The organism is Pseudomonas sp. S3_B11 (genome assembly GCF_054667715.1).
Genome location: NZ_CP162749.1, coordinates 3467999 through 3485290 on the forward strand (window position 1 = coordinate 3467999; position 17292 = coordinate 3485290).

Sequence of the window (17292 nt, forward strand, 5' to 3'; positions counted from 1 at the left end):
TGTGCCGCTCTCCTGTCACCCGCCCCCCCTTCTGCACTCAGCTCATCCAGTTCCCGCCATCAACGTTGTACGTTTGTGCGACGATGTAATCGCTCTCCGAGCCCGCCAGGAAAATAGCCATTCCTACCAGATCCTCTGCCGTCCCCATTCTTCCATACGGAACTTCAAGGCCGACGAGCCGCTTCTTCTCACCTAGAGGTCGGTTCTCATGCTTGGCAAAGAGCGCATCGACACCGTCCCAGTGTTCGCCATCGACAACCCCCGGGGCAATCGCGTTGACATTGATTTTGTGCTTGATGAGGTTGAGGCCAGCAGACTGCGTAAGGCTGATGACGGCCGCCTTGGTGGCGCAGTAGACGCCTACCAGCGCCTCACCGCGGCGACCCGCCTGGCTGGCCATGTTGATGATCTTCCCGCCATGCCCCTGACTGATCATCTGCTTCGCCGCTGCCTGAAGCGTGAACAGCGTCCCGCTGACGTTGATTGCAAAAAGCTTGTCGTAGCTTTCTCGAGTGATCTCGGTGATCGGTGCAAGATCGAACAACGCCGCATTGTTCACAAGGATGTCCAGCTTTCCTGCGTGGGCAACGACCTCGGCGATGGCTGCATCAATGGACGCCTGGCGGGTAACGTCCATCTCCACCGCGTAAGCTTGCGGCCCAAGCTCGGAGGCCGTCGCTTGAGCTCTTTCCAAATTGATGTCGGCGATAGCGACCGTAGCGCCTTCACCGATATAGGCCTGGGCAAACGAGCGGCCAATACCGCGCGCGGAACCAGTGATCAAAGCGCTTTTACCTTCGAGACGTTTCATTGAATCTACCTTTGTGGTTCGTGGCGCGCTTCATCGACAGAGCGCGCCTGATGGAAGTCAGGCCGCGCGTGATGCCGCAGCGCTTACCGAAAGACCGCTCTCATCAAATAGATGGCAATGAGCGACATCGAGGGTGAGATAGCGCCGGGCGGCGTACGGCACTTCGCAATCCCCCTGGACACGTACCGTCAGGCTTTCCCCTGAATCGACATTCACGTGGCAGAAGGTATCGCTGCCCAGGCGCTCGGTGACATCCGTCGTGACCGGCACTTGGCCTTCAGCGCCCAGGGTCAAATGCTCCGGCCGTATCCCGATCGTCACGGATTGCCCGACCGACAAGGCACTGCTGTCGCGTGGAATGAGCAAAGTGGTTCCAGAGGCGAACCTAACCTCAACCCCCGATGCATGCACGGCATGCACAGTCGCCTGCAAGAATCCCATTTTGGGTGTCCCAAGGAAGCCGGCAACGAATAGGTTGGCAGGATGATGGTAGAGCTCGAGCGGCGAGCCAATCTGCTCGATCCGTCCTGCGTTAAGCACAACCACCTTGGTGGCGAGCGTCATGGCCTCGACCTGGTCATGGGTCACGTAGATCATGGTGGCCTGCAGTTCCTTATGCAGTCGGGACAGCTCCAAGCGCGTCTGTACACGCAGCGCAGCATCAAGGTTCGACAGTGGCTCATCGAAAAGGAAAATCTTCGGGTTTCGGACAATCGCACGCCCAATAGCGACTCGTTGACGCTGACCACCTGACAACTGCTTAGGCTTGCGGTCGAGTAGAGAACCCAGTTCGAGAATCCTTGCGGCCTCAGCGACCTTCCTTTCCACATCCGGCTTCTTCTCACCGGCCAGATCCAAGGCAAATGACAAATTCTTGCGTACCGTCATGTGCGGATACAGAGCATAGGTCTGGAATACCATGGCCAGGTCTCGCTTGGCAGGAGTCACCTCAGTGATGTCTCGGCCGTCGAGCTCGATCGTGCCGCTCGTGACGTCTTCCAAACCTGCAATCAGGCGCAACAGGGTCGACTTGCCACACCCCGAAGGCCCTACGAACACCACAAACTCCTTGTCCTTAACCTCGAGATCGATGCCCTTGATGATGGACAGTCCCTCGAAACCTTTCTCAAGATTTTCTATTTTCAAAGTGGCCATGCGTAAAGTCCTGTATGAAATTGGAGCCTTCGCGAAATCATTGAATGCTCGACGTCGTCATTTGACGGCGCCAAAGGACAGCCCACGAACCAATTGCTTCTGACTGATCCAGCCGAAGATCAAGATAGGTGCGCAGGCCAATGTGGAAACCGCGGAAAGCTTCGCCCAGAACAGACCCTCGGGGCTCGAGTAGGAAGCGATCAGCGCGGTCAGAGGTGCGGCGCTGGAGCTCGTCAGGTTGAGCGACCAGAAGGCCTCGTTCCAGCACAGGATCATCGACAGCAGCATGGTCGACGCCAGCCCACCCTTGCTGATGGGCAGCAGCACGCGCAGCATCTCCTGCCCCAGGGTCGCGCCGTCCAGCCTGGCCGCCTCCAGAATCTCCCGGGGGATGTCTTTGAAGTACGTGTAAATCATCCACACCACGATGGGCAGGTTGATCAGGGTGTAGATCACGATCAGCGCGATCCGGGTGTCCAGCAACCCCGCCCCCTTCGCCAGAAGGTAGATAGGCATGAGCACCCCAACTGGAGGAAGCATCTTGGTCGATAGCATCCAAAGCAGCGTCTGCTTGGTGCGCTTGGTCTCATAGAACGCCATCGAGTAGGCCGCCGGCACCGCGATCAGCATGCACAACGCTGTGGCGGAGAAGGAAATCAGCACCGAGTTCCACGCAAAGTGGAAGTAGTCACTGCGCTCCTGGATGTGCAAGTAATTCTCCAGCGTAGGCATGAAGATGAACTGTGGCGGCGTAGCGAAGGCGTCGATCTCTGTCTTGAAACTGGTAAGCACCATCCAGAAGATCGGAAAGAACAACAGCAAAGCGGTGACCCAGGCCAAGGTGCCGAGCAGTACGCTTTGCAGAGACCGGGATTGTTTGAGCGTCATCATGGCGTTGTCCTCAGGCTTTGTCGGTCAGGTTCTTGCCAATCATGCGCACCAGCACAATCGCCGCGATGTTGGCGATCACCACCGCAATCAGACCACCGGCCGAGGCCATGCCAACATCGAACTGCACCAGTGCCTGGTTGTAGATCAGATAGGCGAGGTTGGTCGAAGCGAACCCAGGTCCGCCATTTGTCGTGGTGAAGATTTCTGCAAAGACCGACAGCAGGAAAATCGTCTCGATCATCACCACCACCGCGATGGGCCTGGCCAAATGTGGCAGGGTCAAATGCCAGAAAATGGCCAGGGCACCCGCCCCATCCAATCGAGCGGCCTCTTTCTGCTCTTGATCGAGCGACTGCATGGCGGTCATCAGCAACAAGATCGCAAAAGGCAGCCACTGCCAGGAAACGATGACGATGATCGAGAAGAGTGGGTAATGAGCTAGCCAATCGACGGGCTGTGCCCCGAAGAACTTCCATACCGCCGCGAGGATCCCGGAGACAGGGTGGAAGATCAGGTTCTTGAAGATCAGCGAACCCACGGTCGGCATGATAAAAAACGGCGAAATGAGCAGCACCCTGACTATGCCGCGTCCAAAGAACTCGCTTGCCTCGAGCAAGGCTGCAATCAAGACACCAAAAATCACGCTGATCAGCAGCACGCTGCCCACCAATATCAACGTGTTAAGCGCTCCGGGAAGAAAACCCGAATCTGTCACGAAATAGGCAAAGTTCTCCAGGCCAACGAACTCGTTTTCTCCTGGATTGAGCAGGTTGTATCGGATCACCGAAAAATAAACGGTCATGGCCAGCGGCACGATCATCCAGAGCAACAAAAGTGCAACCGATGGCGACACCAAAAACCATCCTGGATTGATCAAACGGCGTGCGCGCGATGGCGCCGAGGCCGCAAGCTGGGCTCGAATAATGGACGTGTTCATGATTATTTACCTGTGCGGCTGTGACCGCCGGCGCTAAGCCGGCGGAGGTAAGGGGCTATTTATTTTTTGGGATAGCCCGCACGCTTCATCTCGCGCTCGGTTGTGGACTGGGCAGAAGCCAGCGCTTGCTCAACCGACATTTGTCCTGTCAATGCTGCGGAGAAAAGCTTGCCTACAGATGTACCGATCGATTGAAACTCGGGGATCACCACGTATTGAATGCCCACGTACGGAACAGGTTTGGCTGAAGGCTGCGACGGGTCAGCGTGCTTCATCATTTGCAACGTTACCTGAGCAAACGGCGCGGCCTTGAGGTAAGCGTCACTGTAGGTCGAGATGCGTGTGCCGGGTGGCACGTTCGTGATGCCATCCTTATCGGTCACGAGCTGGATGTACTCTTTGGAGGTGGCCCAGGTGACGAACGATTTGGCGGCCTCTTTGTGCTTGGAGGTGGCAGGAATTGCCAATGACCAGGCATACAACCACGAGGACCCCTTGTCGGTAACCTCAATAGGCGCAGGGGCGAAACCTACGCTGTCCACCACCCGGCTCTGCTCCTTATCGGTGGTGAAAGATCCAGCCACGCTTGCATCAACCCAAATCGCGCATTTGCCACTGTTGAAAAGGGCCAGTGTTTCGTTGAACCCGTTACTGGATACTCCCGGAGGGCCGTATTTCTTCAGGGTATCAACATAAAACGTCGCGGCTGCCTTCCACTCAGGACCATTGAGTTCAGGCTGCCATTTCTCATCGAACCAGCGCGCCCCGAAGGCGTTGGCCATCGTGGTAAGCAAGGCCATGTTTTCGCCCCAGCCAGCTTTGCCACGCAAGCACATGCCATATTGATCCTTCGAAGGATCATTGAGCTTGGCAGCGAACTCGCCCAGTTGCGACCAGGTCGGCTGTTCCGGCATCGTCAATCCTGCAGCCTTGAACAGATCGGTGCGGTAGTAGGTGATGGTGCTTTCGCCGTAGAACGGCAATGCGTAGAGCGTATCGTTAACGGAAAGGCCCTGACGCACGGCAGGAAAGATGTCGTCGACGTCGTAGCCGGCCGGGAGGTCCCTCATTGGCTCTAGCCAGTTCTTTGCACCCCACATCGGGGTTTCGTAGGTACCAATGGTCAACACGTCGAACTGGCCACCTTGAGTGGCAATGTCAGTGGTCAGGCGCTGACGCAGAACGTTCTCTTCGAGCACGACCCAGTTCAGTTTGATGTCGGGATGCTGCTGCTCGAAGACCTTGGATAGCCGTTGCATTCGGATCATATCGCCGTTGTTGACCGTCGCGATGGTCAGCGTCTCAGCGGCATGGCTGGCAAGGGCGAATGACAGACCAGTAGAAAGAATTAGCGCATTCGTAATCTTCATGGGGCTCTCCACTCCAAGCCAGATGACCGGAGCTATTATTGTTGTTGTTCACCACTTGTGAGCAAAACAAGACCGCATTGCAGTGGTGGGCAAATTGATTAGATCACCTACGCGCCCCGCCCTCAAACGAATCGCGGACGCCGAATCGATACTTTTTTGATCGCGATAACCGGCAGCCACGAGGGTTAAAAAAGTATCAACAAGCTGCAATAGCTGGGCTAGCAGTCCCGGACGAATTCGGCGTATGGTTGGTGCATTCGATCCACCGCATAACTATAAAAAGGGGCACAAGATGCCTGATAACCGCGCTGCTTTATTCGAGCACCGACCAGCCGACCTTGAAGTTATCCTTCCTGAACCCGATCAGAGCTTTCGATGGTACGAGCACGACTATCCATACGCCCTCGCCCGCTGGAACCACCATCCGGAATATGAAATCCACCTGATTCGACAAGGAAGTGGCAAGCTTTTGGCTGGGGATTACATCGGCCCCTTCACCGCAGGACATGTCGCACTGATTGGCCCTGGTCTTCCCCATGACTGGATGGGAGATATCGCGCCAGGGGAACAGCTCGTAGGCCGCGACGTGGTGCTGCAGTTTGATGGCGCCGCCCTGCTCGACCTCCGAGGTTCATTGCCTGAGCTATCGGAGCTGAAAACGCTGTTTGAGCTGGCACAACGTGGGATCGAATTTACTGGCGGGACGGCCATCGAAGCTGCTTTGCTGCTTGAGAGAATCGGCGAGGCGACGGGGCTTCAGCGCCTGATCATGTTCCTGCAATTGATAGGCACCCTCGCAAGGGCGCCAAAGCGCGAAATTCGGGTATTGGCCAGCGCCTGCTACTCGCCTTCATTGAACGAACGCAGCTCGGAGCGAGTTAATCAGGCATTCGACTACTTGATCAATGAGCTCACATCCGACGTCCGGCTATCTGTCATCGCCGAGCGAGTTGGGATGAGCGAGGCAGGTTTTTCACGCTTCTTCAAACGAATCACTGGCCACGGATTCATGGACCTGATGCGCAAGCTGCGCATCCAGCGTGCATGTCGGCTACTCGTCCAGACACAGCTCTCGGTCGCCGAAATCTGCTTTGAGGTTGGCTACGAAAACGTCTCCAATTTCAATCGCCACTTCCGTCATGAAATGCATCAGACCCCGAGCGACTACCGGCGTACCACGGCCGTGAAGCTCTTCAACCGAGACAGTCTTCACCCATCGCTACCGATCACGCAGGTGCGGTGAGACCGCGCCTATCGATGTGAAGCACGATAGTGTCCCCAGCCCGACACAAGAGAGAATGAATATGCAATTACCGAGCGTTGTTGTGTTTGGTGAAGCACTGACCGACGTGGTTCAACACTCGCCCGGGCGGTGGCAGGGCTATCCAGGTGGCGCGCCCTGGAACGTGGCCCGCGCGATGAGCCGCCTCGGCGTGCCCACTGCATTCGCCGGCTCGATCAGTACCGACTCATTGGGCGATGAGCTCGCACAGCAATCGAAGGCTGCCGGCCTGGACATGAGATTTCTCCAGAGAGTTGACGCTAACCCTCTGGTAGCAATCGTGCCCTCCAGCCACCCTCCCCGGTATTTCTTTGCGGGCGAGGCCGATCTACTTTTTGATGTGGACCAACTCCCGGCAGGTTGGTTGGATGCCGCTCGACTCTGTCACTTCAGCTGTATCAGCCTTGCCCGTCAGCCATTGGGGGACAGGCTTGTTGAGGTGGCCAAGAGGGTCAAGGAAGAAGGCAAGCTGATCAGCTATGACCCGAACTGGCGCAACCTGATGGACACCCGCTACCGCGAGCTGACTTTCCCGGCCATGGTGGAGCTTGCAGACATCATCAAGCTTTCGGATGAGGATCTTCGCCAGATATACCCTGGATTGAACGAAGAACAGGCCCTTCGAGAATTGCGAACAATGAATACTCGTGCCCAGATTCTTTTCACCCGTGGAGCGAAAGGCATGGTGTTGTATGACGCCGATCTAAAGTTTGAACAGCCCGCGATCGCCGTCGAGGTTGCTGATACGGTGGGTGCCGGCGATTCGAGTATGGCCGGCTGGCTCGCCTCGACACTTCTAGGTATTCAAGAGCCGCGTGCACGATTGGAGTTCTCCGCGGCTTGTGCGTCGGTGTCTTGCTCACATGCAGGGGCTTACGCGCCCAGTCGTGAAGAAGTGAACAACTTACTGTCAAACCGCATGCAACACTAGCGCGGAAGTCGCATTGAACACAGCCATCTTGTCAGGAGATGGGGTTCAAGGCGCAGTGAATAAGTACACATGCGGGTTGAGCCAGGTGGACCAGTCCACCACAAGCCAGTTAAACCCGCACCAGTGTTCGTTGCCCAGGTGCAACCAACGCTCCCCCACCTGTTATCACAAGTTTTTGATCTGGCGCCCGGCAAGTCGGGCCTGCTCCATTCGGGGAAACGCCGAAGGTGAAAAGCAGCGTGCCGCCCCCAACCACCAAACTGTTCTTTTCATCCATCAGATTTCTTTACTTACTTCGTCTGCCAATGATGATATTGACGCCCGGCCATCAATTCAGCTCATGGTTATATGCGGCCACGCAGCTAGCTCTTCGTCATCCCTGTCGTAAAATCATGCGCACGATTGCGCAGCCCCTTGCTTTATCGTCAATAGGTTCCACGCCCGTCCTGATAGAAGTCATAAGGCTTCTTTTGAGTGGCCTGAAGCTCCCATAGGCGCGCATACCCCCGGCCACTGCCATGACCGCACCAGACCAGAATCAGGATCCCGACTCATATCCTCTGGAATTTTCTGCCGCAACAAATGGAGCCCCATTGATGCCCGATCCGATCAAGCTTGAATTTTCCGAAAAGTACGACGATAAGCACGCGCAGAGTTATTTACTCAAGCATCAGGACAATCTGGCCCGCCGTTTATCCCACAAACGCGACGAGCAATTGGCGCGTAGTGCGTTGGTCGCCGCTGGCGAGCCTGGCTTGGTGCTGGACTTGCCGTGTGGGGCCGGGCGTTTCTGGCCGTTACTGGCGCAAAAGCCTGGTCGCGTGATCATCGGCGCAGACAATTCTGAGTCGATGTTGAAGGTCGCAACCATCGCCCAACCGGCGGAGGTGGTGAAACGGGTTCGCCCGTTGCAGACCTCTGCCTTTGCTATCGATTTACCGGACAACGCGGTCGACAACATATTCTGCATGCGCTTGATGCACCACATCGGCGCCCCGGAGCACAGACTCGCGATTCTGCGTGAGTTTCAACGCGTTACTCGCGACAGCGTAATTATCTCACTATGGGTGGACGGCAACTTCAAGGCTTGGAAACGCAAGCGTACCGAAGTGCGTCGTCGCAACAAAGGAGAACAAGACGGTTACCAAAATCGGTTCGTGTTGCCGGCTACTACTGTCGAGGCAGAGTTTGAACAGGCCGGTTTCCGTGTTCAGAAATCCCTGGACTTCATACCGCTCTACGCCATGTGGCGAGTTTATGTATTACGCAAAAAATAACAAAATGGCCATCAGCCACTTATCCAAGCTTTATGGAATTGATAGTTCATGCCCCCTCGAATCATATGCCACATGATCAGCTCGGTGGACGGGCGCCTCGTGTCTTCTCGTTGGACATCTCTACCCAATGGGGACAGTGAGCAAACGATTAGCAATCATTACGAGCGAATTGCCGCCCGCCTAGGCGGCGACGGTTTCATCATAGGCCGAAAAACCATGGAAGCATTTGATGGTATTTCTTCAAGACCACCGTTTGTAGGGGAACACAGCGGTGGTCTGCGGGACCACAACATAGCGCATGAACCAGGGGACCCGGTTGCGATCGTGATTGACCCCTCCGGGAAGCTGCACTACCAGACGAATACCATTGATGGCGGGCATCGGATTATCTCCATTCTCGGCGACTCGGTATCGGATGCCTATTTGCAGGCGTTGCGAAACCAGGGCATTTCCTATCTCTTCGCAGGCCCTCATTGTGAAAACCTTAAGCAAGCGTTAGCGATGCTAGGCGCCCAGTTTGGATTGAAGACCCTGCTACTCGAAGGTGGCGGAGTGATCAATGGGACCTTTTTGAAGGCCGGTCTGATCGATGAGATCAGCCTTTTGATTTACCCAGGAATAGATGGTTTGAGCGGGGTACCAAGCATATTTGAATATCACGGCCAGTCGGATGAACGCCCTGCGTCCGGCCAGTCCCTGCGCCATATCAGTACGCAAACGATTGAGGATGGTTTCATCTGGGCCAGGTACCTCGTTGCGAAGATGTCACCGCACACATGACACTCGCAACAACGGCAAACCTCTAACGGCGGGAGCCCTCGCGTCAGGCTCTAGTCGCGCAAGGGCTTACGCTTCCAGTATTTAAGACGCTCGCTCCTGCATATAGGGCCGGGTCACCTGAGTGAGCCAGTTCAGCACTGCTTCCACGCGCGGAGCAACGTGCCTGCGATGAGGGAGAAGCAACGAAGCCTGTATCGGGGGCGGCCTGAACTCTGGCAGTACCTCAACCAGCTCCCCGCTATCGATCAGGCGCTGGCTTGCCGGTACGGACACTTGCATGATGCCCAACCCGTTTCTGCAGGCCGCCAGCAGGAGTGAGCCACTGTTTATGGCGAGTGCACTGACCATGGGTACTGACTGCACCTCGCCATCTACCGCATAGCGCCAAGCAGCCTCTTCACTACGCAAGTTATTTGCGTAGTGAATAACACGATGACCAGCGAGGTCAGCGAGTGAACTCGGCACACCATACTGTCGCAAGTACGCTGGACTGGCTAAATTGCAGGCCTTCATTGTGCCTAATTTTCGTGCAACCAGATCCGAATCCGGCAGCGGGCCTATCCTGATCAAGCAATCAACACCCTCCTGTATCATGTCCACCCGACGGTCGTTGATACTGATTCTGAGATCAAGCAGCGGATGCGCGGACAGCAATTCCTGCAAATGCGGCATTACCAACTCCTGCCCAAATAAGCTCGGCATATCGAGACGCACCCTACCTTGCAAAGCTCCGGCAGCAGGCCGAAACATCCCCTGCAAATGATCTGACTCCCTCAGCAGTTCTCTGCAGCGCTCGAAAAACAGCTCGCCATCAGGCGTCAGCCGAACGCTGCGGGTGTTGCGTTGCAATAGCCGGCTACCCACATCGGCTTCCAGCGTCCGCACAACGGCAGAAGCCCGGCTCTTGGCAACACCGAGCTGCTCGGCCGCTTTAGTAAAACTGCCCAATTGGGCAACGCGGCAAAAAACCCGTAGATCATTCAGCTCCACCGTCGATTGTTCTCTATAGATGAACAGATGGTTAATTTTTCCCGACTTTATTCGCGTTCTTCAGAACCGTAAAGTCTGAACTCCGAATCTTTTCCGAGAACTGTATGACGATGACTAAAAAATCAGATCGCATTGCCCTTATTACTGGTGCCAGCCGAGGAATTGGACGGAGTAATGCCTTGAAACTCGCCGAAAATGGCGTCGATGTGATCATTACCTATCTGAGTAGTGCAGACGCAGCGGCGGCAGTTGTAAGCGAAATCGAAGCCTTGGGTCGTCGCGCCGTAGCCTTGCACCTTGATGTCGGCAATGCAGGTACGTTTGCTAAATTCGCAAACGATGTGAAGACCACGCTGCAGCAAAAGTGGCAGCGCGATCAATTCGACTACCTGATCAACAACGCAGGTGGTGGTACATACGCGACGATTGCCGACACCACCGAGCAAGAGTTCGACCTCATGATCAACACTCATCTCAAAGGCACGTTCTTTTTGACCCAAAAATTGCTTCCGCTGATAGAGGATGGCGGACGCATTCTTAACACCTCGTCAGGTTTGACCCGCTTCACAGTGAGCGGCTACGCCGCCTACGCCGCAGCGAAAGCCGGCGTCGACGTGCTGACGCGCTATATGGCCATAGAGTTAGGTTCGCGGAGGATCAGCGTTAACGCTATCGCGCCGGGCGCGACGGAAACAGACTTCGGCGGAGGCGCTCTGCGCGATGACTCGGCCCTGAACGCGCAATTTGCTGGCATGACCGCACTGGGTCGTAATGCGCGCCCGGATGACATCGGTTCTGTAGTCGCCGCATTGCTTGGCGAAGGTACCGGCTGGATTACCGGGCAACGCATAGAGGCGTCGGGTGGCCTGCTCCTCTGAGCCAACGGTAGCAGTGGAGATGGCAGATGCCTGCACTCTCCACTTGCGTGCAGCGTCAACAAATATATTTGTCAGCGGCTGGGCAGACGGTGGCTTACAGCGATGGTAGCTTAGTGAATACACCGCGCGTCTGCTCGTAGGCCTGCACAACAGGTAATGCCAACGCATCCTTGTCGCGCATTATTGCTACAGAGGATCTGCGGCCCTATACATTCCCAATTTATCATTTTCGTGCATAGCAGTATTCTGTCTCACCAACTTTTAACAAAAATCCTGCCCAGATATTATCTCCGCGCGAAGCCGCAACCTCATAAAGCCAGGTTGCGCAACATTTACTCACGAACAACTAATGATCAAAAAGACCCGTTTGGACGCATTCAGAATGTGAGATCGTTACATAAGAGCCTCGCAATTAGGCTTCTCAGCCACAGTCTTCCGTTCCTGAAAATCTCACCGCGGTTCTGGATCATAGGGCTATCCAACAAATGGAAGTTAATAATAGCTAAAGCTCTTCGTTAGATCTCCCTAGACCATCATAAGGACGGAGCTTATCAAGGGACCGATCTGAACCAAGAGACAGGCACCGCAAGGAAGCAAAGGCCAGTACAGGCGTCTAAGAAGGCACCTAGCGGTTCTGCATCCCGGATGAGGCCGCTAGCATGTACACAGCTCACAGTTTCAATCCATGGGAAAAATCGTTTTACCGGCCGATTGATGCTGCCATACGCTGGTGTGGGCTGATGGATCACGAGGCTCAAATTCTAGACAGCGCCTGGGATTGTCCAGGTTTGCTGTCAAAGCAATTTCCACAATGGCCATGTCTGCATATCAATGTAGGGAAAATTCTCGATGCCATACGAAACAACGAGATCCCTTATGGTTATTTCGGTGTGACGACTCGGCCAGACAGCCCTATCGACTGCAGACTCGTAACTGTCAGGCATACGGATCTCAAATATTGGATGATTCACTATTATCCAGACCAACACCCCGCTTTTCTATTTGGAAGAAAGCCGCCTGATGATTCAAAAATAAGTATTGATACCTACTTGACGCTGCGAGCTGATCGAGACGCCCTCGAAGTCAAGCTTAGGGCGATAGAGCTCGCTCATGCGGCCCTCCTGGAGGAGCTCAAGGCGATAGGCTTAGAAAGGGAACGCTTACACGATCTAGTCGAGACGCAAGGCGAGCTGAATGACCGTAGCGAGGCTGGATATCTGTGCGCCATCGGAGCTTTAATCGAAACCCTTCTTGGGTCCTCACCAGGAGGAGTACCTAACTCTGTCTTCAAGTCGCAAGCCGCTATAGTTGACTAATTTGTTGCTAAGTTCAGGCGCAAATATCATTCATCGATTTGCTGACGAAGCCTTTTACCACCCGATCAGGGATCTCATCCAACTGCCGACAAAAGCGCAGTTTCACAACCAAGGTGGATACTACGCCACCGCACTTCACGAGCTGACACACTGGACCGGGCACAACTCTCGGTTGCAGCGAGAGGGTGTGACCTCACCTTGCCCATTCGGCTCGCCAGGCTATGCATTTGAAGAGTTGATCGCCGAAATGGGCGCCGCTTTTCTATATGCCTACGCCGGTATACAGGGAGAGCTTCGGCACGAGGGCTATATCGACTCCTGGCTCGGCCTGCTCAAGGCTGACAACCGCGCGATTTTCCGCGCCAGTGGCCAGGCCCGATGCGCTTCGGAGTATGTGCTCAACCTGGAGCAGCAACGGAAGCAGACGGTAATGGATGAATCGCGATGCCTGAACGATGGAGCTTGATCGCTACCTCACTGCCGCGAACGCTTTATAGGGTCCAACATGAGTTGGACCTTTTTTTATGGATAAAGACAACATAACTAGCACGTCTCAAGAGCCGATAGAGGGCGCCACCCTCAGCGCCATCAAGGCGCAAATAAATTCGTCAGTCTTCTGCCATTTAGACGAATCTAAAACGGAATGCCACATCTCTAACTACTTCGAACTGACCGAATCAAGCAGATCTATTTTCATTCTCATCGATGAATTTCAAAATGCTGACGCCACCGCGCAGGATGTCGTCTGCAATGGCCTTACGGGCCTTGGCAGGCTTTTTGTTCCTAAGTGCATCGATCAACACCTGATGCTCCTCAGCGCCAATATAGGAATTGTGCCCGGAAGTATAAAAGAGATTCAGGATCGGTCCCATGGACACCCACAAACCTTCAATTTGCGCTGTGAGCATCTCCATGCCCGACAGCCGATACAGCGTGAAGTGAAACTCCCGGTTATAGAACATCGCCGGAGAGCTATCGCCCTTGCGGTCCGCCTCATCAAATTGCTGGTGCAGTCCGGTCAACTTTACAAGATCCGCTTCGGTCACGTTCTGTGTGGCCATTTCTGCCGCCAGCCCTTCCAGGGCGATGCGGATAGTACGCACTTCCAGATAACGCGAGCGAGTCAGCGCCGGTACCGTGGCGAACCGACCTGAGCGCAGTTCCAGGCCGCGCTCGCTCACCAGTCGCAGGCAAGCTTCCCTCACCGGGGTCACGCTGGTGCCCAAGCGTTCCGCCAGGTCCTGCATGATCAGCCGCTCCCCCGGCTTGAAATTCCCGGCGATCAGTCCTTCACGAATCGAATAGTAGGCCCGAGCCGAAAGGTTTCCTTGCTCCAACGGTTGAATCTGCACATCTAGCTCCTGATGACTGCGCTGCGACAAGACGGCACTTATAACATATAAGCCATTTTTTTCTGCCAGATCCGGCAACAAATACCCTCGTTGGCTACATTTGTTGCCGGACATTAGACACAATCAGGCCAGCGCCTTCAGCACGCTTTCTATGACGTCCAATGAGTCATCGAGTATCTCCCGGGTATGGGCGGTTGAAAGGTAAAGGCGCTTGAGTTGCAATGGCTGGAATATCTGGCGCCGCTCGATGAGCCCTCGCCGAAACGCCATGTCGAGCTCGTCGTTGTTGCGCAGCAGGTCGGTGTACTGGCTGTAAGGCCCTTCAAAGAAATACAGCAGCCAGGCGGAGCCGTATCCGGCACTTTGAGCAGCAATGCCCAGCCGCTGGACGATGGCGTCCACCTGGCTGCGCATGTAGTCGCCCAGTTCGAACAGCTTTTCGTAGGTGCCCGGCCGCGCCAGCTCCTGGACCGTCGCTTGCACCGCCGCAAGCGTCGAAGGCGTACCGTTGCAGGTGCCGCCCATGAAGACACCTTTTTCACCGGTCAGGCCGATGAGGTGCATGAGGTCTCGCTTGCCGGCGATGAAGCCCACCGGATATCCCGAAGACGCGGCTTTACCAAAGGTCGCCAAGTCCGGGGTCACGCCCACGATGGACTGATAACCGCCCAGGGCATGCCTGAATCCGGTAATGACTTCGTCGAAGATCAGCACCACGCCGTGAGCCGTTGCCAGGTCACGCAGATCCCTGAGGAACGCGTCGGTGGCCGCCACGGCCCCCATGTTATGGGCAATCGGTTCGACGATGATCGCGGCCACCTGAGCAGGATGGGACTTGAGATACCGTTCCACCGCATCGGCATCGTTGTACGGCAGGATCGACGTGTAGTCCGCCGCCTCCCGCAAGATGCCATCCGACATGGGGTCGAACTGGCCAATCCGGTCTCTCGCCGTCTGGCCATTCATCGCTACGTAGTCATGCCAGCCGTGGTAGCCGCCCTGGAACTTGATGATCTGCTTCCTGCCCGTCGCCGCTCTCGCCAGGCGCAGGGCGTGATAGGTCGCCTCGGATCCGCTGTTGCAAAAAGCGATCTGCTCGGCGCAGGGAATGTAACTGACCAGCGTCTCGGCCACCTCGACTTCCAGATCGGTAATGCCCGCACCGAGCAGATCGATGCGCTGGGTAACCTCATGGACGCGCTCGCGGATTGCCGCGTGGCCGTGACCGAGGACATGGGCGCCAAAGCCGCAATGAAAATCCGTATGGCGCTGGCCGTCGGCGTCATACAAATAGGCGCCTTCCGCCCGCACGAATGCGTACGGCTGACCGAGCTTGCGGCTTGGACTCAGGTGCCCGCCAGGCAGGACGCGTTCCGCGCGGTCATACAGCGATTGGTTAACCGACATGGCGCCGCCCTCCTCCCGTCACGTTCTCCAAGGATTCACGGGCCACACTTTCGATGCCGGCCGCGTCCAGGCGGTAATGCCTGTAAAGATGTGTCGGCGGTGCAATCAGGCTGTATTCATCATGGATACCATGACGCACCAGTCGAACCCCGGCGCCTTCATCCGCGAGTATTTCCGCCACCGCGCCACCCAGGCCGCCGATGACGTTATGTTCTTCCACCGTCATCAGCAGCGTCGAATCGCTGGCCGCAGCCAGCACCGCCGCCCGATCGATGGGTTTGAGTGTATGCATGTCGATCACGCCGACAGACAGGCCACTTTCAGCCAGCGCCCGGGCCGCCTGCAAGGTCGGGTGTAGCATGCTGCCAGTAGCGATGAGGGTCAGGTCACTGCCTGTGGAATGCACGATGGCCTTGCCGAATTCGAACGTGACGTCATCTGGATAGACGTTGGGCTCCTGGCCACGGCCAATACGGAAATAAATGGGCTGGGGATGGTGAATCGATGCACGAATTGCTGCCGCCAACTGAGGGCCGTCGGCAGGCGCAACCACCGTCAGATCGGCAATGCTGCGAGTGATGGCAAGGTCTTCGGTGGCATGATGCGAGGTGCCGTAGAAACCGAGGCTGATGCCGGCGTGATGCCCGATCAGTCGCACCGGCAAAGCCGAGTAGGCCACGTCCATGCGAATCTGCTCGCAACAAAGCAACGCCAGGAACGAAGCAAAGGTCGCCACGAACGGCATCGTGCCCGTGGTCGCAATTCCCGCAGCGGCGGAAACCATGTTCTGTTCAGAGATGCCGAACTGGATGAACCGCTCAGGATGCTTCTCGGCGAAGCGATTCAGACCGTTGGAGTACTGAAGGTCAGCCGTGCCTACCGCAATCGCATGGCCCTCGGCAACCAAATCCAGTAAACCTTCGGACAGGTAATCGAGCCCCGGATTAAGGGCATTCAGTTGCCGGTATTGCCAGCTGTTTGGGTTGACTGGCGCGCTCATTGAACACCTCCGTTGGCCTTGATTTCTTCGATCGCGAGCACTTCATCTTCCGGAGCGAGCCAGCCAAGATGCCAACCGGGTTCTGTCTCCATGTACTCCACGCCCTTGCCCTTGGAGGTCAGGGCGATCACACAAACTGGCCGCTCTCGGTCAGGCTCTGTTTTGAGCTCGCGAAACAACGTGGCGACAGCGGCTACATCGTGCCCGTCGACTTCCCGGACATCCCAACCGAACGCTCGCCACTTGTCAGCCAGCGGCTCGATCCCCACGACGTCATCGACCTTGCCGTCTAGCTGGTAGCCGTTGCGATCAACGATGGCTATCAGATTCCCGGTCTTGTGGTGTGCCGCCGCCATGGCCGCTTCCCAAACCTGGCCTTCCTGCATTTCACCGTCGCCCAGCAGCACATAGACATCGAACGGCTGGCCACCCAGTCGCCCGCCCAGCGCCATGCCCAAGCCACCGGACAAAGCATGGCCAATCGAGCCAGAGCTGAAATCGACACCGGGCACTTTGCGCATGTCTGGGTGATCCCCCAATGGGCTGCCCAGACGTGTGTAGTCATCGAGCCAGGATTTGTCGAAGAAATCCCAGTCGGCCAGCAGCGGATAAAGCCCCACCGCTGCGTGCCCCTTGCCCATGAGGAAACGGTCCCGCGCCGGCCATTTCGGCTCACCGCGCTTGAGTCGCAGAGTGTCGTAGTACAGCGCGGAAAAGATCTCGGCACAGGAGAACACCGAGGTGTAGTGGCCAACCTTGGCAATGGAAATAAGGCGCACCGTCTCCAAGCGCACGAACAGCGCTTTCTCCTTCAGATGGGCTATCTGCTCTGCGGTCAACGGGATTACCGGATCACGAACCGCGGGATTCGCTGCGGACATGAGGACACTCCTGAGTGGGTTTATCGAAGCCTTC

The 17292-nt window shown here is 56.1% G+C and carries 16 protein-coding genes and 1 pseudogene; 7 read left to right on the forward strand and 10 right to left on the reverse strand.

What is annotated here, in order from left to right; translation table 11 throughout:
- Window positions 1–37: 37 nt before the first annotated feature.
- Genes AB4O22_RS15645 through AB4O22_RS15665 form a run of 5 tightly spaced genes read right to left on the reverse strand, consistent with a single transcriptional unit; the run spans window position 38 to window position 5164 of the window.
- Window positions 38–811 carry an L-iditol 2-dehydrogenase gene (locus tag AB4O22_RS15645; protein WP_013692788.1) on the reverse strand — a complete coding sequence of 258 codons (774 nt, stop codon included), beginning with the start codon at window positions 809–811 and terminating at the stop codon, window positions 38–40.
- A gap of 57 nt (window positions 812–868) precedes the next feature.
- Window positions 869–1966 (reverse strand): ABC transporter ATP-binding protein, encoded by a 1098-nt coding sequence (locus AB4O22_RS15650; protein ID WP_460105522.1) that lies wholly within the window; start codon window positions 1964–1966, stop codon window positions 869–871.
- A gap of 57 nt (window positions 1967–2023) precedes the next feature.
- Window positions 2024–2857: a carbohydrate ABC transporter permease gene (locus AB4O22_RS15655; protein ID WP_013692786.1), complete on the reverse strand. Its 834-nt coding sequence runs from the start codon at window positions 2855–2857 to the stop codon at window positions 2024–2026.
- Window positions 2858–2867: 10 nt separating this feature from the next.
- Window positions 2868–3794 (reverse strand): carbohydrate ABC transporter permease, encoded by a 927-nt coding sequence (locus AB4O22_RS15660; RefSeq protein WP_013692785.1) that lies wholly within the window; start codon window positions 3792–3794, stop codon window positions 2868–2870.
- A gap of 59 nt (window positions 3795–3853) precedes the next feature.
- Window positions 3854–5164, reverse strand: coding sequence for an ABC transporter substrate-binding protein (locus AB4O22_RS15665; RefSeq protein ID WP_460105520.1), 1311 nt, complete (start codon window positions 5162–5164; stop codon window positions 3854–3856).
- A 292-nt stretch (window positions 5165–5456) separates the two neighbouring features.
- On the opposite strand from AB4O22_RS15665, the gene AB4O22_RS15670 reads away from it, so the two are divergent.
- The 4 genes from AB4O22_RS15670 (at window position 5457) to AB4O22_RS15685 (ending at window position 9434) form a co-directional block, all read left to right on the forward strand.
- On the forward strand, window positions 5457–6407 hold the full coding sequence (locus tag AB4O22_RS15670) for an AraC family transcriptional regulator (protein WP_460105518.1): 951 nt from the start codon (window positions 5457–5459) through the stop codon (window positions 6405–6407).
- Between the two features lie 61 nt (window positions 6408–6468).
- Window positions 6469–7377, forward strand: a complete 909-nt coding sequence (locus tag AB4O22_RS15675) for a carbohydrate kinase family protein (RefSeq protein ID WP_460106059.1) — start codon at window positions 6469–6471, stop codon at window positions 7375–7377.
- A 596-nt stretch (window positions 7378–7973) separates the two neighbouring features.
- Complete coding sequence (locus AB4O22_RS15680) at window positions 7974–8654, forward strand: class I SAM-dependent methyltransferase (protein ID WP_048392867.1); 681 nt, start codon at window positions 7974–7976, stop codon at window positions 8652–8654.
- Between the two features lie 48 nt (window positions 8655–8702).
- Complete coding sequence (locus AB4O22_RS15685) at window positions 8703–9434, forward strand: RibD family protein (RefSeq protein ID WP_460158229.1); 732 nt, start codon at window positions 8703–8705, stop codon at window positions 9432–9434.
- Window positions 9435–9515: 81 nt separating this feature from the next.
- On the opposite strand, the gene AB4O22_RS15690 is transcribed toward AB4O22_RS15685, so the two are convergent.
- Window positions 9516–10424, reverse strand: coding sequence for a LysR family transcriptional regulator (locus AB4O22_RS15690; protein WP_460105516.1), 909 nt, complete (start codon window positions 10422–10424; stop codon window positions 9516–9518).
- A gap of 110 nt (window positions 10425–10534) precedes the next feature.
- On the opposite strand from AB4O22_RS15690, the gene AB4O22_RS15695 reads away from it, so the two are divergent.
- The 3 genes and pseudogenes from AB4O22_RS15695 to AB4O22_RS15705 all read left to right on the forward strand — a co-directional run.
- Window positions 10535–11302, forward strand: coding sequence for an SDR family NAD(P)-dependent oxidoreductase (locus AB4O22_RS15695; RefSeq protein ID WP_460106056.1), 768 nt, complete (start codon window positions 10535–10537; stop codon window positions 11300–11302).
- Window positions 11303–11961: 659 nt separating this feature from the next.
- Entirely contained in the window at window positions 11962–12618 is a 657-nt protein-coding gene (locus AB4O22_RS15700) for a hypothetical protein (RefSeq protein WP_460105514.1), read from the forward strand.
- Window positions 12617–13084: pseudogene (locus tag AB4O22_RS15705) on the forward strand (zincin-like metallopeptidase domain-containing protein); the annotation flags it as partial. The gene AB4O22_RS15700 and the pseudogene AB4O22_RS15705, both read left to right, overlap by 2 nt.
- A 211-nt stretch (window positions 13085–13295) precedes the next feature.
- Here the strand turns inward: AB4O22_RS15705 and AB4O22_RS15710 are convergent.
- From AB4O22_RS15710 to AB4O22_RS15725, 4 genes are read right to left on the reverse strand one after another with little or no spacing between them, the layout of a single operon-like run.
- Window positions 13296–14051, reverse strand: a complete 756-nt coding sequence (locus AB4O22_RS15710) for a GntR family transcriptional regulator (protein WP_460106628.1) — start codon at window positions 14049–14051, stop codon at window positions 13296–13298.
- Window positions 14052–14093: 42 nt separating this feature from the next.
- Window positions 14094–15377: an aspartate aminotransferase family protein gene (locus tag AB4O22_RS15715; RefSeq protein WP_460105510.1), complete on the reverse strand. Its 1284-nt coding sequence runs from the start codon at window positions 15375–15377 to the stop codon at window positions 14094–14096.
- Complete coding sequence (locus tag AB4O22_RS15720; protein ID WP_460105509.1) at window positions 15367–16377, reverse strand: transketolase family protein; 1011 nt, start codon at window positions 16375–16377, stop codon at window positions 15367–15369. The genes AB4O22_RS15715 and AB4O22_RS15720 overlap by 11 nt, the downstream gene beginning before the upstream one ends.
- Window positions 16374–17258: a transketolase gene (locus AB4O22_RS15725; protein WP_460105507.1), complete on the reverse strand. Its 885-nt coding sequence runs from the start codon at window positions 17256–17258 to the stop codon at window positions 16374–16376. The genes AB4O22_RS15720 and AB4O22_RS15725 overlap by 4 nt, the downstream gene beginning before the upstream one ends.
- Between the last annotated feature and the right edge of the window lie 34 nt (window positions 17259–17292).